Annotated in this window: 13 protein-coding genes; all 13 read right to left on the bottom strand. The window is 67.4% G+C overall.

Annotated elements, in window-relative coordinates:
• Window positions 1–42: 42 nt before the first annotated feature.
• The gene (locus G5C65_RS01550; RefSeq protein WP_165296736.1) at window positions 43–1,713 is read right to left on the bottom strand and encodes a phage portal protein; all 1,671 of its coding nucleotides are present in this window, start codon (window positions 1,711–1,713) and stop codon (window positions 43–45) included.
• Window positions 1,713–2,048 carry a hypothetical protein gene (locus G5C65_RS01555; RefSeq protein WP_165296737.1) on the bottom strand — a complete coding sequence of 112 codons (336 nt, stop codon included), beginning with the start codon at window positions 2,046–2,048 and terminating at the stop codon, window positions 1,713–1,715. Before G5C65_RS01555 ends, G5C65_RS01550 begins: the two co-directional genes overlap by 1 nt.
• A gap of 50 nt (window positions 2,049–2,098) precedes the next feature.
• Window positions 2,099–2,497 carry a hypothetical protein gene (locus G5C65_RS01560; RefSeq protein WP_338146194.1) on the bottom strand — a complete coding sequence of 133 codons (399 nt, stop codon included), beginning with the start codon at window positions 2,495–2,497 and terminating at the stop codon, window positions 2,099–2,101.
• A gap of 194 nt (window positions 2,498–2,691) precedes the next feature.
• Window positions 2,692–3,432 (bottom strand): DISARM system phospholipase D-like protein DrmC, encoded by a 741-nt coding sequence (gene drmC, locus G5C65_RS01565; protein WP_165296738.1) that lies wholly within the window; start codon window positions 3,430–3,432, stop codon window positions 2,692–2,694.
• Window positions 3,425–5,458 carry a DrmB family protein gene (gene drmB, locus G5C65_RS01570; protein ID WP_165296739.1) on the bottom strand — a complete coding sequence of 678 codons (2,034 nt, stop codon included), beginning with the start codon at window positions 5,456–5,458 and terminating at the stop codon, window positions 3,425–3,427. Before drmB ends, drmC begins: the two co-directional genes overlap by 8 nt.
• On the bottom strand, window positions 5,455–9,213 hold the full coding sequence (gene drmA, locus G5C65_RS01575; RefSeq protein ID WP_165296740.1) for a DISARM system helicase DrmA: 3,759 nt from the start codon (window positions 9,211–9,213) through the stop codon (window positions 5,455–5,457). Before drmA ends, drmB begins: the two co-directional genes overlap by 4 nt.
• Window positions 9,210–13,250: an Eco57I restriction-modification methylase domain-containing protein gene (locus tag G5C65_RS01580; RefSeq protein WP_165296741.1), complete on the bottom strand. Its 4,041-nt coding sequence runs from the start codon at window positions 13,248–13,250 to the stop codon at window positions 9,210–9,212. The genes drmA and G5C65_RS01580 overlap by 4 nt, the downstream gene beginning before the upstream one ends.
• Entirely contained in the window at window positions 13,247–16,450 is a 3,204-nt protein-coding gene (gene drmD / locus G5C65_RS01585) for a DISARM system SNF2-like helicase DrmD (protein ID WP_165296742.1), read from the bottom strand. Before drmD ends, G5C65_RS01580 begins: the two co-directional genes overlap by 4 nt.
• A 279-nt stretch (window positions 16,451–16,729) precedes the next feature.
• Window positions 16,730–18,544 carry a hypothetical protein gene (locus G5C65_RS01590; protein WP_165296743.1) on the bottom strand — a complete coding sequence of 605 codons (1,815 nt, stop codon included), beginning with the start codon at window positions 18,542–18,544 and terminating at the stop codon, window positions 16,730–16,732.
• A gap of 297 nt (window positions 18,545–18,841) precedes the next feature.
• A complete protein-coding gene (locus G5C65_RS01595; RefSeq protein WP_165296744.1) occupies window positions 18,842–19,414 on the bottom strand; it encodes a hypothetical protein in 573 nt (190 codons plus the stop codon).
• A gap of 178 nt (window positions 19,415–19,592) precedes the next feature.
• Window positions 19,593–21,758, bottom strand: a complete 2,166-nt coding sequence (locus G5C65_RS01600) for a hypothetical protein (RefSeq protein WP_165296745.1) — start codon at window positions 21,756–21,758, stop codon at window positions 19,593–19,595.
• A 229-nt stretch (window positions 21,759–21,987) separates the two neighbouring features.
• Window positions 21,988–22,767 (bottom strand): SAM-dependent methyltransferase, encoded by a 780-nt coding sequence (locus tag G5C65_RS01605; RefSeq protein WP_338146195.1) that lies wholly within the window; start codon window positions 22,765–22,767, stop codon window positions 21,988–21,990.
• A gap of 293 nt (window positions 22,768–23,060) precedes the next feature.
• Window positions 23,061–23,786: a 2'-5' RNA ligase family protein gene (locus G5C65_RS01610; RefSeq protein WP_165296747.1), complete on the bottom strand. Its 726-nt coding sequence runs from the start codon at window positions 23,784–23,786 to the stop codon at window positions 23,061–23,063.
• Between the last annotated feature and the right edge of the window lie 336 nt (window positions 23,787–24,122).

Below are 24,122 nucleotides of genomic sequence, written 5' to 3' on the forward strand. Positions count from 1 at the left end.
GGTGGTCCCGGCCGGTGGTGACCTCGTACCCCTCGGGTTCGGTCACCGGAAGGGCTTGTCGTCGGAGCCCCGCGCTGCGTTCACGTCCGCTGCTGCATCTCCCACAGATGGAGGGCCGGTGGCGGTAGTGCGCGCTGTGGCTACGTCGTCGGCTGCATCGCCGGGCAGCACGAGGGGCATTTCGGCATGGGCCTGAACGACGGTGGACGCGGCCGAGCCCACATTCGGGCCGGTGCTTTCAGGAGGTGCTGTGACCTCCTCGGCAGTGGCTTCGGCAGGGGCGTTCCCGCGTGCTTCGGCAACCACGGATGTGGCGGTGCTGTTGCCGTCCGGATACGCGACAGCGGGCGGGGAGGAAGACGGTTGGCCCAGGGCACCGGGAAGAGCACCCCCACCGGCGGGATCCTGGGCGACGCCGAGCGCGGCGGCATCCTGCTCATCCGAAGGAACGGGCGCCTTCTGAGGGCTGATCCACAGAGCCCGGGTGTGCGGCACGTTGAACGGGCGGCGTCCAGCGATCTCGCGATACTCGTCAGCAGTGATCAACCCGGCATTCCACTCCGCACGGGCTTCCTCGCGGCGCTGGCGGCGCGGATACTCCAGGGCCTCGACAGCGGAGGTGTTGAATCGCACAGTCCAGTCGTCGTCCAGGTCCAAGTCGAAGCCAGACGCGATGAGCGAAAGGTGCGGAAGTTCGGTGTGCTGCCAGAAGTTCCACTCCTCGCGGTCGGCGTTCGCGTACGTCCGCTCCGAGGCGTTGCCCACGATCGACTCGGGCACGCCGAACGCGGACAGGATCTCGTCACGGGCGGCGGTCGATGTCGTCTCGTACGCCATGTCACGCGGCCTCGTACTCGTGTCGACGTAGTTGAGGCCCCCAGGCCCGCTGCCGACGACGACGGTTTCGCCGGCATGCTGCGCACCGGGCGCGAGCCGCTGCTGAATGCGGTCAATCTCGCGCTGGTCGAGCCCGTCAACGTCGATGCCGACGATCCCGCCGGGCCGGGCATCGTTGTCGATGAACGAGATGTTGTACAGCCGGGCCTTCACATCCAGGTCGACCGAGAGCCCCGCGGCCTCCAGCGGGGTGACGCCGCAGAACGGGTCGGTGGGGTGAGGGTCCCGCAGCCAGACGACGCGGCTCGGCTCCAGTTCCCGCACGCGGCCGTCGTAGGTGGTGAACTCGAAGTGAGAGACGTAGTCGCCGTGCGGGTCAGGAATCGGCTCGACTCGGTTAGGCGGCAACAGGTCGAGTCGGGTGATGGTGCCCGCCCGACTGCGGGTGAGCTCGACGAACACGCCCTTCTTGCTGAGTAGAAGCTGAGCGCTCAGCCGCTTCTTGAACACTGCGGCAGGCTCCAGAGGGTTCGCCTGCGCGTTAAGCACCCTCAGCAGCGGGTGGTCGTCCAATGTCTCGGCGAATTCGCGTTCGGTGCCCCCGCGGCCGATCTCGATGCGGAGCGCCCCAGGGTGCTTGGATATCGCCTCGATGGCCTTGAAGGTCCAGATGGACCGTTCATAGCCCTCGGCGATGACGCGATCCAGGTCCCAGCCCTGGGCGCGGCCCTCTGTGCCCCACATCGTGGTGGTTCCCGCGTAGGTCATCGACGCGTAGGTGTTCCCGAGGGGCCCGGCAGACTTCTCCTCGACGACCGACGTCGCGGGGCCGGGCGCGAGCAGACGGCGGAGGCTGGGCAGAAACTCGCGCGTCATCAAGCGCCCTCACTGGCCAGCCACACGCCTCCGGCTGCGGCTGCTGCCGCGATCTCCAGCCAGGCCAGGGGCGGATAGTAGAGGAAGGCGCAGCCGATGACAGCCCCGGCCACGGCCGTGTTGATCCCCCAGATGACGAGGGCTGGCAGCTTGGTCTTCGGAGGCGCCCAGATGTTCAAGGCGACGGTTCCGGCCAGGGCCGCGCCCGCACCAACGAGGGGGTGCATGGCACCGAGCGCGAAGAGCGCCAGGAGAGCACCAGCGGCAACGAGGAGCAGTCCAGCGGCCTCGCGGACGAGGGCTCGCGGAGAAGGGGTCTCAGACGGGGTAGCCACCAGAGGACGATGGGCGCCGCAGGCGGTTAGCGTCGCGGGCTGTCCGGTGATCACCGGGGGCGACAGACACCGGCCATGTAGGCGTTGATGCCGCGCCGCTGGATGGTGCCGCCCGGGACGATCGTCGTGCCCGTGGGCGACGGCGGCAGCTTCCGCTTCTTCCGCACCGACTGGTCTCCGCCTATCAGGTGCCGGTTGTCGATCTTCTCAGCGCAGTCCTCACCCTTGACCTCGTCGTAGGGGCGGCGGCAGTCCCGGCAGTACACCTCCAGTGCCTCGATACGCTGTCCCGCAACCGCTTTGAAGGAGCCGCGGAAGTCGGCGATGCTCGCGATGCGCGGCTCCACCTGGATCTCAGCGGCAACAACCCAGGAGTGCGACAGGTCCTTGAGATGCGCGGAGGGTGTTGCGTCCGCTGCCGGTGAGAGGAGAGAAGTAGTAGTCGTCACCCATGCCTCCGCGCTGTGTTGCTGGTGGGGGCTCACGCAAGGGCCACCCCATTTCACAGCACGGAACGTCGATCAGTCGTGATCTGTTACACCAGCCGCCGAACGAGATCATTGTTGCTCAATCGGGCAAGCTTCCCCGCCATCCAGTCGGCGGGTGCAGTGACTTGCGCCATTACGCCTGCGCTGTCGGGCGCCTATCGGTGGGATACGCGCTCGTACACGGCCCCCTCTGCCTCCCACAGCTCGCGCTCGACGGCTTCAGTGAGGCTCGGGTTGTCGATGAGGACTCCGAATTCCACGTTGTCGTACTCAGCGCTCCAGGAGAAGTTCGCACTGGTCACGAGCAGGAGGTGGTGATCGACGGCGAGAAATTTGGCGTGGTTGCGCACGTATCTGCCATCGAATTTCTTGGTCCGCCACACTTCCGCTGGAGCCAGGTGCGCGGCTACATCTGCTGTCGAGGGGGACCGATGTTGTCCGCTGCCGTCGGCAGCATGGGAATCCATGTAGATGCGGACGGCAACGTCGTTGCGCTGTGCGGCCTCTTTCAGTGATTCCCAGAGCGCCGAGCTGCGCTGGAAGTTGAAGGTTGAGCAGGTGATCGCGTGACGGGCACTGTCCACGAGACGGGTCACCGAAGTGGTGAGCGGACCGCTCTGGGCGAGGTGACCGGGCATGGTCCACAGCGGCGACAACGTGGTCGGCAACGTGCGTGCCCCCTCGATCGCCCGCAGCACCAGTACCTGGTGATCCGACACTCCAGCGTCTCCGGGAAGCGCCTTCAGTAGCTGTCGGACGTCTGCCCGGTGGCCGGCCGGGACGACCTTGAGCGCGGCGGTCAGGGTGTCGCCGTCGGCCAGCCGGTCCGCTATGTCTTTGGCCTCGGTTCCGGTGAGGAGCTGGCCGAGTTGCCTCAGCGCGTCCGCGTCACTCATCGGCTTGGAAGAAGCCGAGGTCACTGCCGGGGAGGTCGAGGAGGAACCGGCGGTCGAGGAAGCGGTTGGCGCGCTCGCAGGAGGTCTCCGAGGCCATGACGCAGCAGTGGCAGGCGGCTCCGTGCAGGAAGTCCTCGGGGTCCTGTGGAGTGCGCCTGGAGCAGATGGGGTCGGAGGAACAGCGTGCGGCCTTGCGGAGCGCGCTGTCGACGACACGTTGAAGGCGCGATGGCTCGCTGAGCTGCACGAGGCCGCCCAGGGTGCCGTCGCTGTCCGAGGCAGTGGTGCAGATGAGAAGACCGGCGGCGGGGTCACGTCCGTCGGCGGCGGGCCAGGCGTAGAGGCGTTCGCTGAGGCTGGCGGCCGAGTATCCACAAGTCAGGGCGAGTTCGCGGATGAGGATGTGGGAGAAGGTGTGGACGAGCCAGTAGCGCGGGGGCTTCAGACGGCTGTCGGGGTTGACCTGGCCTGCTGTGTCGGAGAAGCGGCGCTCGAAGTTCCTGCGGTGTGCCTCACGGTGAAGCTGCCACAGGTCGGTGTTCAGGATGCGCTTCTCCCAGGCGGCGACTGCGTGCTCGTCGAGCTGGAGGAAGATCCCTTCGCCCCGGTCCTCGGTGGCCACGGTCCAGGCCGGTCGTGACGTACGAGTGAGTGGAGCCAGGCGGCGTGGGAGGTCGCCCACGCGGTCCATGTCGTCGATGCGGGTAAAGCCCACGAGGGCGTTCACCTTGCGGAGACGTTCGACTGCGAGGACTCGGGTGATCTCTGGCTGTAGGTCCTTGCCCCGCTCCCGGGTGGCGAGGGTAAGTCCGCTCTTGGGCTCCTCGGCGCGGCTACCGGGGATGGGACGCAACAGGTGTCGCCATTCGGGTACGAGGAGGTCGACGGGGTCCCAGTCGCGCAGTTTCGCCTCTTGTTCCTCTGGGGTGTCGGTCTCTGCGGAAGCCGCTTGGAGTACTTCCTCCAGGTCCTGGTCAGTCAGTCCGGCGACGTCGACACCGCCGTCCATGCCCAGCAGGTCTCGGATCAGGTCGAGGTTGTCGCGGTACTTGGCGAGCTTGTCACCCAGTGCAGTGCGCACTCGGTCGGCCAGATCGCTGGCCTTCTCCTCCGGGGAGTCCGGCATCACGATGATTGACTGGGTGGCTGGGAACCAAAGGTTGGAGGCGCCGACGAGCATCAGCCGGGTCTCGTTGCGGCAGCCCTTGGGCTCGAAGGCGTCCAGGTGAGGGTGGCGGCCACGGCATTGCGGCAGCTTCCCTCTGCCGGCCTCGCCTTGGGCCTCGTTCATCGGGCGCCGCATGTCGCAGGATGCGCACTGGATCACGGCCGAGGCGCCCTTTCCGGCAGTCCGGTCGACCATCTTCAGCGCGGGCAGCTCCGCCATGCTGCACGGTTGCCCGCGGTGCACCCACTGGTCGTACGGGAACTCGTCCAGGTGTCCGTCAGGACAGGCCAGCAGATAGCGGGCGGGGATGGCGGTACGGCGCATCGGCTTGCGTGTGCCGGCGCCCGTGCGCCCCGTGCACTTGGTGTGTTCGAAGACGGCCAGGTCGGTGCGGAAGGGGTGTGTATTGCGGTAGTCGAACTGGGTGAGCAGTCCGAGCATGTCGCAGCCCGTACATCGCAGCCACTGGGGGAAGACTCGGGAGGGGACGCCGAGGTCGTTGCCTTCGGTAGACCGGCTGTGCTTCTTCGGCTGCCAGGGATATGGGCGTAGCTGTACGTCGGGGGAACGCAGCATCATCCGCACTACGTCGCGCAGCCGCGGGGCGTGGATCTGTGGGGGTGCGGAGTCGCGGCGCCGCCAGATGCGGTCCCAGTCGTCTAGGCCCGTGGGCATGATCGTGAACTGAGGCAAGTCCATGATGGCACCGGGCCCGTAGGTGTAGAGCAGAGAGGAGGGGCGGGCCGAGCCGACCTTGGCGCGGTTGTGCTTGGTGGCCTTCTCCGACTCCTGCTCCAGGTCGCCGAGTGGGTCGACGGCGTGGGCGACGTCGTAGACGAAGCGTGTCCCGGCACTCACGAATTGTCCTCCGGCATCTTCCACTGGGGGGCGTGGTCGGGTGCGCGGTACACCAGCCGCTCCTTGATCGGGCTCACCAGGAGATTGATCTCCGGCTGTACTTCGCGCATCGAGTTCGCCACGATGAACGGCGCCGCGTCCCGGGTGTCGATGTCTGCCTTGGCGTTCTCCGCGCTCATCATCAGTGCGTCATGCCGACTATCGTCCAGAACCTTCTCGTACACGAGTGACTTACGATCCTCCGCGAGATGCTTGCGACGCTTGACCCACTGGTCGAGCCGGTTCCCCAGGCGCAGGCGGGCGCGGTCGGCTGCGTCCTCATCACCGGCCCGCAAGATCCGGCGTACGAGGGCGTCGATGAGTTGTCCGGCGAAATGCTGCTCGGCTTCGATGTAGCCAGCGCCGTCCTCGGGAGACAGCCCCTGTCCGCTGCTGGCCTTGGCAGCCTGCAGCACCCGTGCCGCGCTGACCAGCACGCCATCCAGGCCGCGCTCTAGGGAAGTCACCGAGAACGGGGTCACGGACAGGGCCTCGACCTGCGCGTAGAACGTCTCGTGGTAGTGGCGGAACTGTTCGAAGTGGGCGAGGTCCCTGGGGCGCGCCCAATTCCCGAGCGCGACCACCAGACCCGGTCGGTCTGCGGCCCGGCCGACACGCGACGACGCCTGGATGTACTCCGCGGTGTTCTTCGGCTGCCCGACCACGAGCATCAGGCCAAGCCGGGTCACGTCCACACCTACCTGGAGCATGGAGGTGGCGAGGACGACGTCGTACGGGTTGACCTCACGGGTGGGTTCCGGCTTCTTCGCTTCCCGTAGCGCACGCCGGTTCCGCTTGCCCGCCGTAGAGTCGAAGCCTGGATCGAAGGACGCTGCCATCTGGTCCAGTGTCGCGGTGATGTCCGCGCTGGCTACACGCGAAGTCAACTCGGCGACGTGCAGCGATCCGTAGTCGGTCCCGGTACGGCGGGGGAGCTTCGACCAGGGACGGCCCTTGGCGAGCGCGGTCTGGATGTCGTCGCTCATATATCGGGCCATGCCTGCGAGTTCACGGGTTGCGCTGAAGTAGCCGACCAGGCTCAAATACGGATCGGCCACCTGGCCGGAGCGATCCAGGAGCAGTTGCCCTGCAGCCATGAGAACCTCAGCCACCCGGATCTCCGCTGTGGTCAAGCGCACTCCGGTCGTGCTGATGCCGATGTAGCGGCGGCCCGGTGACTTCTCGGAGACCGGGATCTCCTTGGAGAAGAAGGTGTTCCCGGCGTCCAGGACCTGCGGGGGGAAGATGGTGACGTCGCGCCCGTAGAGCGCCCGAACCTGCTCGGACGCGTTGCGCGCAGTGGCCGTGGAGGCGACCAGCAGCGGGCGTACCGGGCGCCCGTCCTTGGTCTGCCAGTCGGTCATCACGTCGATGGCCACCTCGAACAGGCCCACCGTCGTGCCGAGCGACCCGGTGATCAGGTGCAGCTCGTCCTGGATGATCAGATCCGGGGGCCTCAGCCGCGTTGCCGGATGCACGGGGGCGGCCGGGTGGCCGTCCTTCTTAGGGTGTTTGCTGCCGTCCTTGATGTCGCAGGGCTGATAGTCCGGGTGAACGAAGCCGTGCCGCTCACAGCGCCGCGAGACATGCCCGAAGAGTGAGGCGGCCTCGCCCTCCCGTGCCAGGCGGGCGAACTTGTCCACGGTGGCGATGACGAATGCCGGCGCGAGGCGGTAGATCTCCTCGTCGACCGTGAGCACCGGCAGACCGTCAGGGACCTCACCGCCGTTGGCGAACGGACACTCGGCCAGCTCGTCACCGCAGTACACGTAGACCCTGCGCAGTGCTGGGTCTGTGTCCACGTCCCGTGCCTCGACCCGGGTTCCGCACCACGGGCAGCGCTGGACCTGCAGCACTGTGAGCCGATAGCCACGGCCTCCGTGAGCCTTCTCAAGCTGCTGGGCTGCCTCGTCGTACCGCTTCGGGCTCACATCGGTACCGACCCACAAGCCGATCCGGAACGGCTCCTCCCCCCATGTCGCCACATCGTCGCGCCGCGCCAGCTCCGCCGCGCACACCAGGGCGGTGGCGCGCTGAAACTGCTGGGACGTGAGCAGCCGCAACGTATACCGCATCAGAACAGCCACCCCGGACCGTCCGTCCAATGGCCCGTCGAACGCCTCGACCACTCCCTGGCGGCGGCGGATGGCGAAGGTATAGGCGGCCAGACCGAGATACGCCTCCGTCTTGCCACCACCGGTCGGGAAGAACAGCAGTTGCGCCTTGGCCAGATCCCCCGACCGTTTCTCGGCCGCCGGGTCGGACAGCAGCGGCAACTGCATGAGCACGAAGGCAAGCTGGAACGTACGCCAGGAGTGCGCCCGTGCCCCCTTGTCATCGAGGATCGCCTTGGTGGCCTCCTCGATGCTCTCCCCAGGCACGCTTGCCCGCCGCTCCGAGACCTGCGACTGCACACGCTGATCGGCCATCACCCGGTTCATGAACCGGAAGCAGCGCAACGCCTCCTCATCCTGGAGGAGGAACTTCAGACCGTTCGCGAGCTGCTCTTGCACCCGGCGTGCATCCCCGACCGCCTCCAGCGCCTCGGACCGCAGATGCTCCGGAAGAGCGTTGGCCCTCTGCTCCTCGCCATCCAGCCAGGCCGTGTACCCCGCGACGATCGGCTCAAGCCCCGCGCGCAGCTCAGCCGCGGACGCCTCCTGGAGCTTGCGCATGTCCAGCAGGGCCGAACTGATCTCCTCGGCGGCCGTCTGCGGCGTCTCGCTCACCGGCAGCCACGTCGTCCAGACCGCGCTCGCCCTGCGCGACCCCTCGGCTGCCTTCCAATCCACCGAACACGTCCGGCCATGAGCGAACTCCAGACGGTTGCAGTACTGAAGCCGCAGCCGACGCAACTCGTCGTCCCGCTCTTCACGTGTGTCCAGGAGTACGTCATTGACCGGCAGGAACGCCTCAGCGCCGTCGGCCGACACCGACAGCTTGGTCTGGTACAGCCACGCCTCGACAGGGATCTTGCGGGGAGTCTCCCGGTCGTTGCAAAGCGCCACCTCGATCAGACGGCAGCCACGCTCGCCATCGTCGTATCGATCGACCCGAAGGATGACCTTCTCCTTGAGCGCGATCTCCGTCGTACGGGACGGCTCCAGATCGGCAACCTTGATCGTCTTCGCGATGGCGTGCGGGGTCCGCTGGAAACGACGGAGCGCCGGGGAGGGCGTCGCATCGTCGGTCCCGCCCTCTTTGGCACCCTGGCCCCGCTTCTCCTTCACCGGCTCGTACGTGCCCCACGAGGCAGTCACCGTGAACTCGTCCAGATCGTCGGGGATCTGGAACCGCAGCCCCATGGACGCCGGAATCATCAGCCCACGCTTCTGTGGCTGATCCTCGACCTCGTCCTCATCCGAGCTGGCACTGCTGTCGTCCACAGCGGTGAGTGGCACGCCCCGACTCTCGGCAGCGTCCACGGCATCGCCTACGTCGGTGGCAGCGTCGTCCGAGCCTGCCTCGCCGGGGTCGTCCTGGCTGGCGGTGAGCCGGACCGGGGCGATCCGACCGATCAGGTACGCCGAGTCCGGGACACCTTCAAGGATCTCCTCCGGACCGTTGGCCGGGCCGAGGAGCTCACGCTCCAAGATGTCGACCAGGTTCTCCCGGGCCGTCCAGGAACGATCATCGGGTTCGAGGGCGAGACGGTAGGCGGGGGCCTGGGGGGCGCCGACTGCGGACTGGGCGCTGTTGCGCTGCGGGGTGGTCACTCGTCGCCCTCCTCTTCCTCGATGGCCTCATTGTTGCCGGTGGCTCCGACAACGCCCTGCGAGGCGGCACGGCGATGATTCTCTTCGAGGAGGCGGTCGAGGATCTCCACCCGTGCGGCGGGGCTCACCGTCCAGCGTTGCATTTGGCGGTAGGTGTGGAAGCCGTGGTCCAGGGGGATGTCGTCCCACCCGTAGGCGGCCGTGACTGCGCGGTCGAGTTCCACGTGGATCTCACGGAGGCGGGCGATGTCGGGGTCGGCGGCGTTGGTGATGTCGGGGTCGTTGACCAGATTGTAGAGCTTAGTTAGACCCAAGCCGCGGCGAAGCATGATGTCTCGACGTTGCGTGTCGAGGGTTCGGCCAAACTCGGTGAGCTCATCCGTGCTCCTCGGCTGAGGAAAGCTGTCGAAGACGTCGGAAGGTGTGTATCGGAAGCGAGTCTCCAGCGTGGACCCGTACTTAATGGCCCAGGCCTGGTGGATTGACGAAGACAACACGGCCTGGCTCGCGTACGAGTCTGTGGCGAACACCCCCAACATGTGGCTACAGATTTGATTAGCCGAAACACGCACCGGAATCACTGTCTTGCTTACAAGGGCGATTGCGAGCATCTCGTCCAAGTCGGCGATCGCCTCACGCATCGCGGGAGCTGGCCTAGCAAATTGCCACCACTCCTCTCGGCGATGCCTCTCCTTATTCTTCACTCGTGTCGGCTTCACTTGCTCAAGCACTCTCTGAAACGGTAGTGCATACTCTTGTGCCTGCCGCTCCGTTCGGTCATTGAAATCGATGACCCATCGTGAATACGAGGTATCAGGCCGGGAGTTAAGGTCCTCACCGTTGAGGTAGGGGAACAACACTTCCCCGTTCTTTGCGTCGGCTCCAATCAATGCCTCAACCTCACTGGACTCCAGGACAAATCCCATGCCGAGTACATAGCAGCCGATGAACGCAACTCCTGCGTTTTCTACCAGTCGTACTGGATCACCTTCGATTCGACCGCCAGGCTCCAGCAGAGTGGAGATCCGCGCAGCCTCGATGTAGCCCCCGGCCTCGGCGACGATCCTCGGCACCGTCGGGTCGATCTCGGCCCGGCTGCCCCACACCGCCGCATACTCCAGATTCGCGCTAGCCGCCGGCCATGATCGACTTTGGATCGCTCGGGAAATCGTAAAGTCCCTCGCAGCAAGCTGGTCGAGGCCGACGTTACGGGTGTCCCCCTGGGCAACTGTATTAGTGGCGATCAGCCCGAGCCCACCGTGACGCGATAGCAGTCCGTACGCACGCAGGAAAAAGTACGCCACAAGGTCCGCGCTGCCCTTCCTGCCACCCGCGAGGGTGTTGACGAACCAGTCGCGGACGTTGGTTCCCATCGAACCGGTGAGCTTCTGACCACCCAGGAAAGGCGGGTTCCCGATCACCGCGTCGAACCCACCCCGCTCCATCACATCCGGCACCGCCAGGATCCAGTGCAGCGGCTTCCACCGCACGTAGTCCGTCGTGACCATCGGCGTAAGGCCGACCTCCTGGATCCGATCAAGCATAGTCCGGTCAGCCGACGTGTCCTCACCTACCGGGTACGCGCTCTCGACCGCGATGCGCAGATTCTCGTACGCTTCCCGTCGCTTCTTATCGGGCTTTCCGCCGAGTGCTAGACCCGCAGCGATCACCCCGTCAGCAATGTCGGCAAGTTCCTGCGTGACCTGCTGGTAGCGGTTCCACAGCCGCCGCTTGGAGTTTGCGGAGCGCTGCGGGTCGTCGTTGTCGACTTCTGAGCAGAGCTGACGGCGAATTCGAGCAGCCTCCGCGAGGCTCTCATCGATCTTTACATTGAACATGGTGAGCTGCCCACCAGCCGCATCCGGGTCGATGTGGAGCTCGTGCAGCTGCCGCCTGTTAGTCAGCCCAAGCAGCGCGTTACCGTGCAGCACCTTGTCGTCAACGAAGGAGAAGGGGAGCTTCGGGTCGAGTGATACCAGCCACAGCGACAGCTTGCACATCTCTACGGCCATGCCGTTGATGTCGGCGCCATAGAGACAGGTCGCAACTACAGTCCTTATGGCGTGGACGTGCAGGTCGTGCGGTGTCCTTCCGTACGCCACGCCTTCGCGCTGCCACGCTTCGACGAGCCGGTCGGCGAGATAACGTGCCGCAGCCACAAGGAAGGCCCCCGAGCCGCAGGCGATGTCGGCGATACGCAGTTCGAGGATCTGGTCGGAGTCGACCAGCCGCCATGCGTCCTGGTTGGTGGTCTCGTGTGGCCCGCGGTAGACAAGAGGCTCCAGCGCGTACCGGACTACTTCCTCTGCCAGCGACCGGGGCGTGTAGTGCGCTCCAGCCGTGGCTCGTGAGGGAGTTTCCACCAGCAGAACGCCCCCGGGCTCCACCACCAGAGGGCGGTCACGCAGATCACGGCGAATGATGCCGATGAACGGACGCAGCCGGTCGCGTAGCGCGGGGTCGTCGGTGACGTCACGCAGGGCAGTCTCGGTGTCGTCGAGTGTCTCGCCCGCCTTCAGCGCCTTGGCGAGGGCATTCTTGCTGGACGGCTTCGCGGCCGGCTGGTTCTGCTTGATCCAGGCCAGGATCGCCTCGGACAGTGCGGCCTCAGTGCGCTTGCTCTCCGCGAGTTCTTCGAGGGTGGCGAGGAGGATCTCGGGTTCGGATCCCGCGCTGCCGGTGAGGCCGACGATGATGTCGTCGACGGGTTCGCAGGAGTAGCCGAGTAGCCCCTCGTAGATGTAGCCGATCTGCTCGACGTCGATGTCGCGGAAGGAGATCCGGCGGGCGCCACCGGTCAGTTGGGCGATCTGGACGGCGCGCAGGACTTCGAGCATGACGCGGTCGCTGACCGAGATGGCCAGGGTGTCCTGGGAGCCGCAGGCGGTGAGGAAGGGGAAGCGGGCCGGGTCGAAGAGGGAGCCGCCGTACTCGGGCAGGCGCAGGTCCTCGAAGGTCGCGCCCTGGTACAGGGCCTGAGACGTGGCGAGGAGACGGTGCCAGGTCAGAAATGTGGCGTCGACAGCCTGTTCGCCCTCCTCCTTCTCCCGTGCGTCGAGAAGATCGAGCTCGTCGCTGATGCCGTAACCCATCGCGAAGAGACGGCTCTGCGGGAGCAGTCCGCGTTCTTCGGCGAAGAGGAGGAACACGACGCGCATCATGACGGTGACGGCAGCCTCGTAGACCTCGGCGCGCTGTGCGGGCAGCGGGTCGGGCTCGCCGCGTCGTCGCGCGTCCAGGGCGCCTTCGGACAGGGCCTGGACGATGAGTTCGACGGCGCGGCGGACCTGAGTGCCAAGCGCTTCGGTGATCTTCTCGGCTGCGGTGACGGACTCGCCGAACAGCTCGGTCAGCCGGTCCTGCGGTTTGCCGCCGACCAGGCGGCGGCGCTGGAGGAGCTCGATGAAGGCGTTGCGGGTCTCGGGCTCTTCGATCCAGGTCTGGGCGTCGACGATGCCGGAGGCCACCATGGTCTGCGGGCGGGCGCTGACGATGGCCCACCAGCGGCCGTCGGTGACAACGCCGATGGGGACACCGGAGGCACGCAGCAGCTCTTCCATGCGGTCGATGGCGCTGGCCGACCAGCCGTCGGTGAGCGGGTCGCGCAGGGAGTCCGTGGGTTCGGTGACCAGGACGAGGGCCCCGGTGGTGTCGCCGTGGACGAGGGCGCCGTCGGCTCGCACGGTGACCGTGTAATCGGGCGAGTGGACCTCGGTGGCGGCCGGGGCGGGCACGGTGTAGGAGGTGCCCCAGCGCAGGCCCTGGCGCAGCACGAGGTCGACCCACGTGTCGCGTGCCTCGCGGTACACAGCGAGGGCGGCCTCGTCGTCGCGGTGCTCGTCCCAGTTCTCCCACGCCTTCTCGAAGGCGGGCTTGGCGTCCTTGATGGCATCCAGCGCCCGGGTGTCGGGCTGGGGGATGCCCTGCGGGTAGACGCGCTCCAGGGCGGGGACGGCGAGGAACGGGCCGTCAGCGTCGACGAGTTCGAGCCAGGCGCGGTGCAGGTCTGCGGTGGTCGGGGCGTACTTGCGGCTCATGCCTTGACCATTCCGTTCTTCGCGTCTTCGGGGGTGAGAGCGAACACGACCGCGGCGGCGGATACGTAGGGCCTGATGTCGCTGTAGCGCTCCTGGATCGAGGCGATCTCGCGCGCTTCCTCGTCATCCAGGCTGTCGAGGCGCTCGTTCATGTGGTGCAGGTCGCGGCGGCGCTGCTTTTGCTGGTCGTCGGTGAACAGCAGCTCTTCCTCGGCGCGGATGGCCTGCTCCAGGCGATCTCGGGACTCGCGCAGGTTGAGCCGGAACGCGTCGAAGATCTCATGGGCGCGCTTGATGTCGGAGTCCCGGCGCTGTGTGAGGGCCTCGGTGACCTTCTCCTGGCGGCTGGCGCTCTTGCGCTCCATCGCGTTCAGCAGACGTGTGCGCAGTCGGGACCCGTCGTCGTTCCACTGCTCGGCAAGAAGGGCACGGATCTCCTCATTCGCGAGGAGCAGGTCCTCGGAGTCGAGGGTCTCGTCGAGGACCTGCTCGACCTTGGCCTCGGCGAGTGCCTGGCCGCGCAGGCGGACGCCGGTGAGGAAGACCTCCTCGTGGAGCCGCAGCCCGCCGCGCCCGACCAGGACGAGCCGGGAGACGGCCGCGACACAGGACTCGGGCAGGTCGGGGGCGATGACGGCGGTGACCCGGTGGACTGGGGAGTCCGTGCTGAACAGGGCCGAGCGCAGGGCGCGGGTGGCGCGCTGCATGAGGGCGTGGCCGAGGTGGATGTGGACGAGGTCGGTGCGGTGCTGGGCGGCCTGGTCATCGAAGGTGATGGGGCGCGGCACGCCCGGCTCCAGGCGAGTGTCGAGGCCGCGCAGCGTCGGCTGCCAGGAGCGGCTGAGGTTCGGGATCTCGAAGACCTGTGCGTCGGTGTGGTCGTCGCCGATCTCGACGAGCGGAGGCTGAGCGGTCAGGCCGAGCGCGGTGTCCACGACCCGACGGGCGTTGCCAGGCGTGAGGTGCATGGTGGCCTTGCGCTTGTCGTACGTCTCTGACAACTGCGTGAGTCGGCGGTTCAGCTCCATCCCACCGGCCAGCACCCGGGTGATGACTTCATTGCCGTCGTCCGGCGGAGCCGGGCGCGCTTTGCGGGCTTTCCGGGTGGGAGTGAAGTGTTCCTGCACCTCGGCGTCGATGACCTGGTTGACCTTGCCCAGGTCCTCGGTGGCCTGACCGACTTTGGTCGCGATGATCCCCATGAACTTCATGTCCGCTTCGTACGTCGTGGAGCCGGAGACCGGTACGAAGTGGAGGATTTCCGGGGTCCTCGTCTGCCCGTACCGGTCGATCCGGCCGATGCGCTGTTCCAGGCGGGACGGGTTGAAGGGGATGTCGAAGTTGACTAGGCGGTGGCAGTGAGTCTGGAGGTCGATGCCTTCGCCCGCGGAGTCGGTGGCGAGTAGGACGCGGACCGGGTGCTTGTCCGGGCTCTCGGTGAACCGGGCACGGATCTTCTCGCGTTCCTCGGTCGGGGTGGAGCCCTGAATGACCTCCAGCACGTCGTTGTAGCCACGCTGTCGCAGGATGCGTTCGATCCATTCGAGGGTGGCCGCGTACTCGGTGAACACCACGACCCGCTCGTTGGTCCAGTGGTTGCCGTCCGGTCGGCAGACGCCGCCGAGGAAGGTCAGCAGTGCTTCGAGCCGGGAGTCCGGCTTGTGCTCATACCGGCGTCCCCACTCGATGAGCGATGCGATCTCGCTGCTGGTTGCCGTGACCAGGGGATCCGAGCCCTTGGAGTGGCGCAGCGCGGTGAACTCGGGGTGCTCGGCAGCACCCTCCTCCTCGTCCGACTGACCGCTGCCCAGCACCTCCGTGTAGTACTCGTCCTCGTCGTCCACCCGAAGCTGCCGGTCGCCGCCGTCCGCGCCCTCGTAGAGCTCTAGGGTGCGGGCGAACGACCACGGGCTGGACAGGAAACGCTTCTTCAGCAGCATCGCGACGATGTCACCGCCCGATCCCTTGCCGTTCGCACGGGCACTCTCCGCCAGCAGCCGCTCCAGCCGCTCGAACTGCTGCTGCTCCTCCTCCGACGGTGTGAACGGGAGGGTCCCCAGCTTCCGGGCCTTGAACCCCTTGTCCGGGAGATCGGTCTTCAGCCACCGCACCATCACCTCCCTCAGCGCGCCCTCATCGATGCTCGCGCCGCGCGTGAACCGGCGGCCGTCGATCATCTCCAGGAGCGCGGTGAACGACTCCGAGTAGCCGTTATGGGGTGTCGCGCTCAAGAACAGCCGGTGCTCGCACGCTTCCGCGAGCTTCTTCGTCGCCGTCGTCCGCTTGCTGTCCACCGCGTAGCCCCGCTGCCCCGGCGCCGTCGTCGGGCTGGCCGGCGCCACATGGTGGGCCTCATCAACCACCAGCGCGTCGAACGCGTACCGCCTGGCCGTCCCAGAGCTGCGCACATCGGCCAGCACGTCACGCAGTAGACGCTGCGCCCGCAGCGACGGCAGCCACGCCATGCTCACGATCACGCGAGGGAAGAGCCGGAACGGATTGGCATTCAGCCCGTGGCTCCGCCGCACCTTCGCCATCAACTCGCTGTTGACGATGACGAAATCGAGGCCGAACTTCTCCCGCATCTCGTCCTGCCACTTCAGCGACAAGCTCGGCGGGCACACGATCACCACGGACCGCGCACGGTGCCGCAGCAGCAGCTCCTGCACGACGAGCCCGGCCTCGATGGTCTTGCCCAGGCCGACGTCATCCGCGAGCAGCAGGTTCGTACGCGACGACTGCAGAGCGCGGCTGAGCGGCACCAGTTGATACGCCTCCACATTCGCGCCGCTCCGGAACGGAGCCTGATAGGAGTTCGCGTCCGCCGAGGTGACCGCACCCCAGCGGACCGCGTCCACGAACGCGGCGAGCGTGTTCGGATCGTCGAAGGCTTCGGCCCGCACGGTCTCCGGAAGCCCTTGGTTCGGAGCTACGGTGTGCCCGACCTCCAGCTCCCAGACCACCGTCAGCTCCTGACCGAGCCGGTCCTCATCAAGCGACTGCAGGCTGACCACATGCGTCAGACCTGGCACTCCCTCGTCGGCCGGGCTACGGGGAAGGCCCTGCTTCTGGACGTCGGACACGGCCCAGGTAGAGCCCCGAACCTTGACGACCTGCCCCGGATCCGGGACCGGCGGAAGGGCCGCCGCGTCCGGGGTGCTGCTCGCTGATCCCTGCGGATACTCCGTCGCGGTCGCCACCTGGGCAGACTCCTTCACCAACGCCATCATGCCAGAGGGTGATCACCCCGGCACAATGTGCACAACCAGGCCACGGGTGGTCACGGGAACATCAGTATCCCTGACTCAGGGTAGGACCCGCTTCCAGTTCCGAGGACTCTGCTCTGCCGTCGGCAGGGTTTTACTCAGAGTGGTCGGGGACGGCGACACCGATGAAGCCCTCGGCACGTCACGGGCTTCTCAAATTTGCTGTCGGCGCCGCTGACGCGGCCAGGATGGCCACACCGTTCTCCGGCCCGATCATCTCCCCCGGCGTTTCCTTTTGGGCTGCCGCTTGGGCTGCTTGCGGACGGTGCCGCTGCGGTCTGGCGGCGCTGCGGTCCGGCGGGGGGTGCCCGTGGCAGCGCGCAGGATCGAGGTCGCCTGTGCGCGCAGGTTCTCCTGCTGTTCCGGCGTGGTGGCAGAAGCGGGGGTTTCCAGCAGGTGCTGCTTGGTGATGGCGATGATGTCCCTCTCCCAGACCGCTCGCTCCGTGGCATCACGGGGAAGGGGGCAGTTCTCGTCGTAGAGCTGGTCCAGGAAGGCGAGCGCGTCCTGGTCGCTGATCTCGGTGACGATCTCCCGGTCGGGGATCTTCAGGGCCTTTGCCTCGTTCTCCCGGATCTCCTGGATCAGGGTCAGGCGAGCGGTCTCCCGGGAGCGGAAGACCTTCGGGTGTACGGCCAGCCAGGCGCTGGCGGCAGCGAAGGCCAGCAGACCGGCCGCGTCGTCGCCTGCGGTGGGCGAGAACTCGGCTTCGCTCTGGCGGCCACCGCCCTTCATGACGGTGAGGAGCTCCCCGGCGGCCTGCTGGTGTTCCGTGGGCGCATACCGGGTGATCAGGTCGCGGGCGCCGTCGGCGACGGTGGTGTTGGCCAGGAAGCTGCCGTGCGTCTCGGCCTGGTAGAAGTAGGCGTTGGTCAGCTTGAGCGCTTCGCGGGAGGCGAGCCGGAACCGGGGCTGCGGGTAGGGGCGTCGGCCCGGATCGTCGTCGTAGGTGGCGATGCGGTTCACGACGGCGGCGAGGGTCTCCCGGTCGCCGTCGATGAGGGCCAGGATCGCGCGCCGTGCCAGGGCCCGCATCCGGCCGATCCGCTCGGCGACCTCGTCCGGCATCTGCTGCAAGACATCGTACGCCGTCTGCTGTTCCGCGTCCCGAGGAGCCCGGCCGACCGTGCGCTCTGCTTGTCGTGCGGCCCGGCGGGCGGGCTGTGCCCGGATTGCCGCGATCATCATGCCCAGCTCGAACAGCAGCGCATGTTGATTTTCCTGGGACTGGGCTGCGAACTCCTTCTGCGTGCGTCGCTGTTGGCTGGTGGTGCCGTGGACCGCTTCGACGGTGCGGCGGGCCAGCCCTACCGGAGCGGACTCGTGCGGGAACGGTTCCATATGCTCAAGGGCGCGCGAGGACAGCACGGAGGCGGCCACCTGCGCCCACGTCCGCCACACATCCGCAGCGTGGCCGGCTTCCTGCACCAGGTGCTCCAGCCGGGCGCTGGCCGCCTCCTCGTGTAGCTCGGTCAGCGCGCAGATCGTCCACGCGGCCGTGGTCACCCACGGCGCGTCTCCGTTGCCCGCGTAGTGCCGGTGGGCACCTTCCTGCTCCAGTAGTTCTTCCAGCCCGCCCGCTAGCTCCACAGAGCGGCTGGTACGGGTGGACAGGTGGGCGAGGAGCGCGGCGCGACCCGGTGCGTCCAGCTTGGTGGCGCAGTCTCTGGCGCTCGCCTCGGTCTCCGCCTCACCCTGCACAGCGGCTTCGGCGAGCTGTCGACCATGCCGGACCCAGGGCTCCTGCTGGTCATCGGCCTCGGCGAACAATGAGGAGGTACCGATTGCCGCCAGGCAGATCTGCGTCCACGTAGCCAGTAGTGCGGCGGACCGCTCGCTGTCCTGGGCAATGCCCTGGTCGGCCAGTAGCGCGGCGGCTGACCATTGGCGCGGATCTTCCTCCAGCGTCTCGGTCAGGTGGCGCGCCTCGGCGAACCGGGGCTGTTGGATGAGCATGCGGCTGCCCTGTCCCCCCCGCATCTGGATCGCGGCAGCGTCTCGGCCCTGCCGTCTTGGTGTCTGGTTCACCGGTAGCGTGTCAGCGGCTCGGCTGCCGCGGCAAGGGGCGCTTCCACAGTCCCAGGCGCCGCCGACACCGTGTCCGTCCGTCGCTGGAGCCGGTGTACCGACTGCCCGGCGTCTGGTGCGCCCCGGCCACCGGGCGCGGGTATCCACGGCGACTTCGAAGATGTTCTCGCGGGTAGGGCGTGTACCGCCGCAGGTTTTAGCAGATCAGTAGCCGTTGCGCGGTATACGGCAGCCATCGGGACTTGGCCAGTGGCTATACCGACGTGTTGGGGCGGTCGCCTCTTTGCCGGTCCCCGATCAGTAGTCCACGTCCCCGGTCACAGCGGCCATCATGGTCGAGCCGATCGTGGCCAGGCGAGCCCAGGCCGGGTGCGGGTTGTCCCATCGGGCGTAGGGATCGTGTTCCTCTTCCCAGCCCACCGCGTTCCAGTAGCGCAGGTTGGCCTCGGCCTGCTGTTGGGTGACGCTCAGCCGCCACGCTTCACGGGCGATCTCGTGTGTAGCCGGCTCGGGCAGGGTTGCGCTGTGCCAGGCCGCCCGCATTCGCTTCGCGTGCAGCAGCAGGGGCTGCGCGCCGCTGATATACAGCTCGACCAGTTCGATCATCGGTGATGCGGGAAGCCGGTCCCTGCGCTGCGGCACCAGCTCGTCGTGGGCATTCTCGACAAACCGGGCCAGTACCGTGAGGTTCTCGACGTGCAGACGATCCCCCCTCTCCGGCCCCGGCGGAAAGTCCGGGTGCTGCTCCTCCATAGCCTTGGCTTGCTGGAAGAAGGCGCTGCCAAGCTCGACTTCCTCAACGGTCGGCAGCCACTCGCGGCGGTTGAGGGACCGGGCGATCTCGCTCAACCGGTCCGGCCTCGTGGTCATGCCGCACACGGTACGCACACACGCCCGGCGCTGCCACCGACCGCAGACACGACGGACCATCGCACGGTCCGTGCGGACGCGCGTTGGCTCCCTCTTCGGGCACTCCCAACTCCTCACATCGCAGCCACACAGCGGGCGATCTCGCTGCCGGTTTGCATCATTGCCGGGGGTGAGGACGTCAGAATCGGACACCGTGCATCGGGTCAAGGACCCTGTCGAGGCCCGCGACCAGGGCCGGTTCGAGGCGCTCGTCGATGATGCCGACCGGGCGCTCGGTGCACAGGTGCCGCCACAGTGCTGCGACGGGATCGTCTTCAGCGTCGAGGTCGTGTCCGAGCGCCTGAAGCCGCGCGCCCCACCGTGGCGGGGCCTCACCGGCTGGCTCGGCGGAGTCGACCGGCAGCAGGTCACGGACATCGTCCACGCTCACCTGGTCGGCACCGGTGCCCGCCTCACGGGAGAGGATGTAGATGGCGAGCGTTAGTGCCGCGCAGCCGTCGCTGAGGATGCCGTCGCGCACCCGGTGGCGGGCGAAGCGGGGACCGGCCACCTCCAGCGTGCGGGTCCAGGCTGCCTGCCACGCGTCCGGCCCACCCTCGTCGCGCCATGCCTGGAGCCGGTCCGGGACCGGCTGCCGACTGGAGGCCCACCGGTCGCACTCCGCCTTCAGATCGCTCACGAGGGCGCATGCCTCGTCGGCCAGGCGGCGTCCGTCCTTGCTTTTGCTGACGGCCGGGATGGACAGTGCGAACGCCACCCGCAGGAGAAGCAGCGTGAGCGCGCGGCCCCCGTGGCGCTCGGGCAGTTTCGGACGCAGGGCCGCCATCAGGGCCTGCACCAGTTCCTCGCCGTTCAGGTCGATCGCCTCGGCGAGAGCGACCTCCCCGGCCTCTGGGCCGCAATACCAGGTGTACGCGCGGCTACGGTGCTCGCGCTCCCGGTGCTCGGCGAGCGGCGGCATGAGGCGGCGTGCCGCGTACGCGGGGTCTGCTTCGCACAGGATGAGCCGCTTGAGCAGGCGACGTCCGAGATCGTCGGGGGGCGCGTCGAGGGGGGACATCACGGTGACGCCGCAGCGGCAGTGCAGTGTCAACGGGTCGCCCCAGCGGCCTTCGACGAGGAAGCTCTCCTGGCTACCGCAGGCGGGGCATGCTAGGGCCTCCAGGCCCACCTCGTGATCGTAGTTGGGCTCGCTGATCGTGGAGTCTTCCGAGACGTTGTCGTTCCCGCGGGCCACGTCGGCGTCCCATCGCTCCAGGAGGATCCGGTCGACGTTGATCTGCCAGGCGTGGTCGGTGGGGTAGTCGTCCGGGGCACCCTCGACGGGTTCGTCCTCTCGGTAGCCGATACGGGGCAGGGCCACTCGGCGGCCCTCCTTCGTGGCCTGTGCGCTCGCCGGGGTCTGGGCGTCGCTGATGATCGCCGATGCCCGGTGGGCGACGGTGCACGCGTGCTCGACCTGGCGCAGGCCGTGCGGGCAGTCGCCGGTGTGGGCAGAAAGAACATGCCGGGCGAAGCGGCACAGCTCAGTGAGGGCGTCGTCGTCGTGCCGAGCGAGGCGTTTGACGGGCACGGCGATGTCGTCGGCCTCCGGCGGCGCCGCCCAGGTACGCAGGATGCCGCCCGCCTGCTCAGGCTCCCGCAGAACCGGGACCGCGCGGGTGAAGACCAGGTCCGCGATCGTGCCGACCGTGGCGTCATCCTGGACGGCCTGGCGGTGAAGCACCGCGCCGAGGAACACTCCCAGGGCGTCGGTGCTGTTGCCCGGCACGCCCAAATCGCGGTGCGCGAAGACCCGCTTCCTCCACCTGTCGGTGAACTCGCGGGCGGCCACAGGCGCGGTGGTGAACCACCAGTCGACCATCCCCAGCCCGACCGCGACGCAGGCTTGGGGGCGGGTCTGCCCGCCGTCCATGCCTCCGTAGTGGGCGACCGTCAAATGCCCGACAAGAAGGTCGAGCGCGGTGTCCGCGGCCCTTCGCCGTTCGGCGTGCGTCATCCGCCCGTACTCCTCAACGAGGGGCTCGGCAGCGTTCACTGCCCGGACCAGACGTCGGAACTCCATCGAGCCCGGACCGGACCTGTCGTCATCATCCGTCATGAACGGCGGCAGTTCACCCTGGTAGACGCGGAGCGCAGTGAGCCGGGATACCTCCACGAGCCGGGACAGGCAGGCCGAGTCGCGAGCGACCTCACTCAGAAGCTGGTCCACGCACTCCGCACAGTCGTTGAGGGCCGCACCCATCAGCTCGCCGAGCAGACGCCCGTCGACAACCTGCCCGTCGGCATTCGTCGAGCCGCCCGGAAACTCCACCGGCTCGTGATGGTGCTGGTGTGTCCCCACAGCGGGACCCCTCCCGTCCGTTCGCGAGAGCATCTGCGGTCGGGGTCCGCAGCTCCCACCCGGTCTACTCTCTGTGATCGTGAACCGTGCCACCGGCCTGGTCAGCGGCGACAGGGGCAGCCGCCCCTACACTAGATTGACAGCCTGGCAGGGAGAACATGCACAGAAGACCGTGACTGGCGGGCGCCGGACAGATCCCATACCCGACTGACTCTGCCGACGGGCAGGTTCAGGGTTTCCTGGCGACTCCCGCCAGGGCATCAACCGGAGAAGCTGGTGCGGGATCGGCCACTTCGGGCCGCCAGTCCGGCACCTGCACTACGCCTGGTTCCAGCACCTCCAGGCCCTCGAAGAATCCGGTGACTTCCTGCGCGGTGCGTAGGTTATAGGGGACGGCGCCCGAGCTGTTGTACGCGTCGGCAGCCGCCACGATGTGGTCAGACGTGCTCGTGCAGTCGCGCAGGACGAGATAGCTCCCGCTCGGCACGCCGCCCATCAGCTCATCGACGATGGCGCGCGCTTCCTGGTAGTCAGCTACGTGGCCGAGGATGCCCATGAGGATCACCGCGACCGGACGGTTGAAATCTATGGTTTCACCCGCTTTGGAAAGAATATCCCGAGGGTCGTGAACGTCGCCGTCCAGGTAGGCGGTGCGGCCCTCGTGGGAGCTGGTGAGCCGGGCCTGCGCATGGGCGAGGACCAGGGGGTCGTTGTCGACGTAGACGACGCGGGAGGACGGGGCCAGCTCCTGGGCGACCGCGTGGACCGGGTCGACGGTGGGCAGTCCGGTGCCGATGTCGAGGAACTGCCGGATGCCCGCCTCCCCGGCGAGGTGGCGCACGGCCCGCACCAGGAAGTACCTCGACGTACGGGCCACATCGATCAGACCGGGCCAGCGCTCAGCAATCCGCTCGGCGATCTCGGCATCGACCTCGTAGTAATCCTTACCTCCAACCCAGAAGTTCCAAAAGCGGGCCGAGTGCGGCGTGGTCGTGTCGATCTCGGGCATGGAAGCCTCCATCCTGGGCAACTGTGCTCCTGCGCCGGTCTCGGGCAGGGCGGATATGGCGATATGGGCGGCATAGCCGGAACGGGATGGGTCCCCTTACCCTCTCTCGTTCCGTTGGACGCATTGTGGGTAGAGAAGGCTGAGTTGTCGGCGCCTCAGTGCCCCCTGTCGGGATGTATGGCACACGCCAACGACACGGAAGGCAAGAGCGGGCGTATTCCGTGGGGCTGGAGTCCACGGCGTATGCGCCTAGCTTGGTGATCTCATTGATGGTGTCCAGGCGGTCAGGGCTTCTAGGAGTGGAACGGCATGCCTTCTTCGGCACCCGTGGCTGAGGGTGGTAATGCGTTCGCTTCCCCGAGGGGGATCTCGTGGAGGTGCTGGAAGGTGTAGGTGGGCGGGGTGACGTGCTGGCGTTCCCACACCAGCCACACCGTGGAAATCTCGGCGCTGACACGGGTGTCCGGCAGTAGAGCCCGGCTGATGTGCGAGGCGCACGCGTCCGAGCGCGCGGCCAGCTGCGGGGTGTCCGTGTCTCGCAGTCCGTAGCCGATCGTCATATGCGGCCAGAAAGGATCACCTGCGGGTGGTATGTCCAGGCCGGCTGTGAGCGTTCCCGCGCGGACGCGGCAGTGCAGCTCGTGGAGTACGTCGGCGGGCGCGATGTCGACGACGGCGGCGGACCGGTCCAGGCGCGGGGGCCCGATGTCGGCCCGGATGGGAGCTAGGCCCCGCAGTTCGTCGCGGATCGCATCGGCTGCGTCGGCGAGCTGCTCCCCGTCTGCCCGCTTCCCGTCGCTGGTGCGTGACCGGATGGCCTGGATGGTCATGTGCAGATCGCCCGGGGCGATCAGGGCCAGGAGATCGGTGTAGTCGTGGAGTGCGGTGCGAAGCCGGTCGAAGTAGCGCATCACGTCCGGCTGCTGCTGGGGGAGCCACAGTACGTGGGGGCGTATCCACTCCGTGTCCGGGCTGCTGGGATGTGCCCACAGGCGGGACGGCTTCATGAACGCTCGCATGGGCCTTCTCCTAACTGCTGAGGCGCGGGGAGGTGCGTAAGGAATGTCGCTCGCGGCCAGGCCCCGAATCCTGCACGCTGGGAGGGTTGGTTTCTTTGTTCGAGCAGGCGCTGCCGATTCCCCGGCCGGGGTGGGCGGGGCGGTGTCTGCCGGTCGTTACCGGGCCGCCTCGTCGGGGTGGTCGGGGATTGTGAGCGCTACCGCGAGTTCCCCTCATCCGCCGCTTCAGAATTCACGAACTCCCGGGGGATGCGGTCTTCGTCGTAGGTGGTCAGCACGGGCAGGTGGTCGGAGGCGGTGCGGGTCTGGGGTGTGTTGAGCGCGCGGTGGTCGAGG

Source organism: Streptomyces boncukensis (assembly GCF_011045075.1).
Lineage (GTDB): Bacteria > Actinomycetota > Actinomycetes > Streptomycetales > Streptomycetaceae > Streptomyces > Streptomyces boncukensis.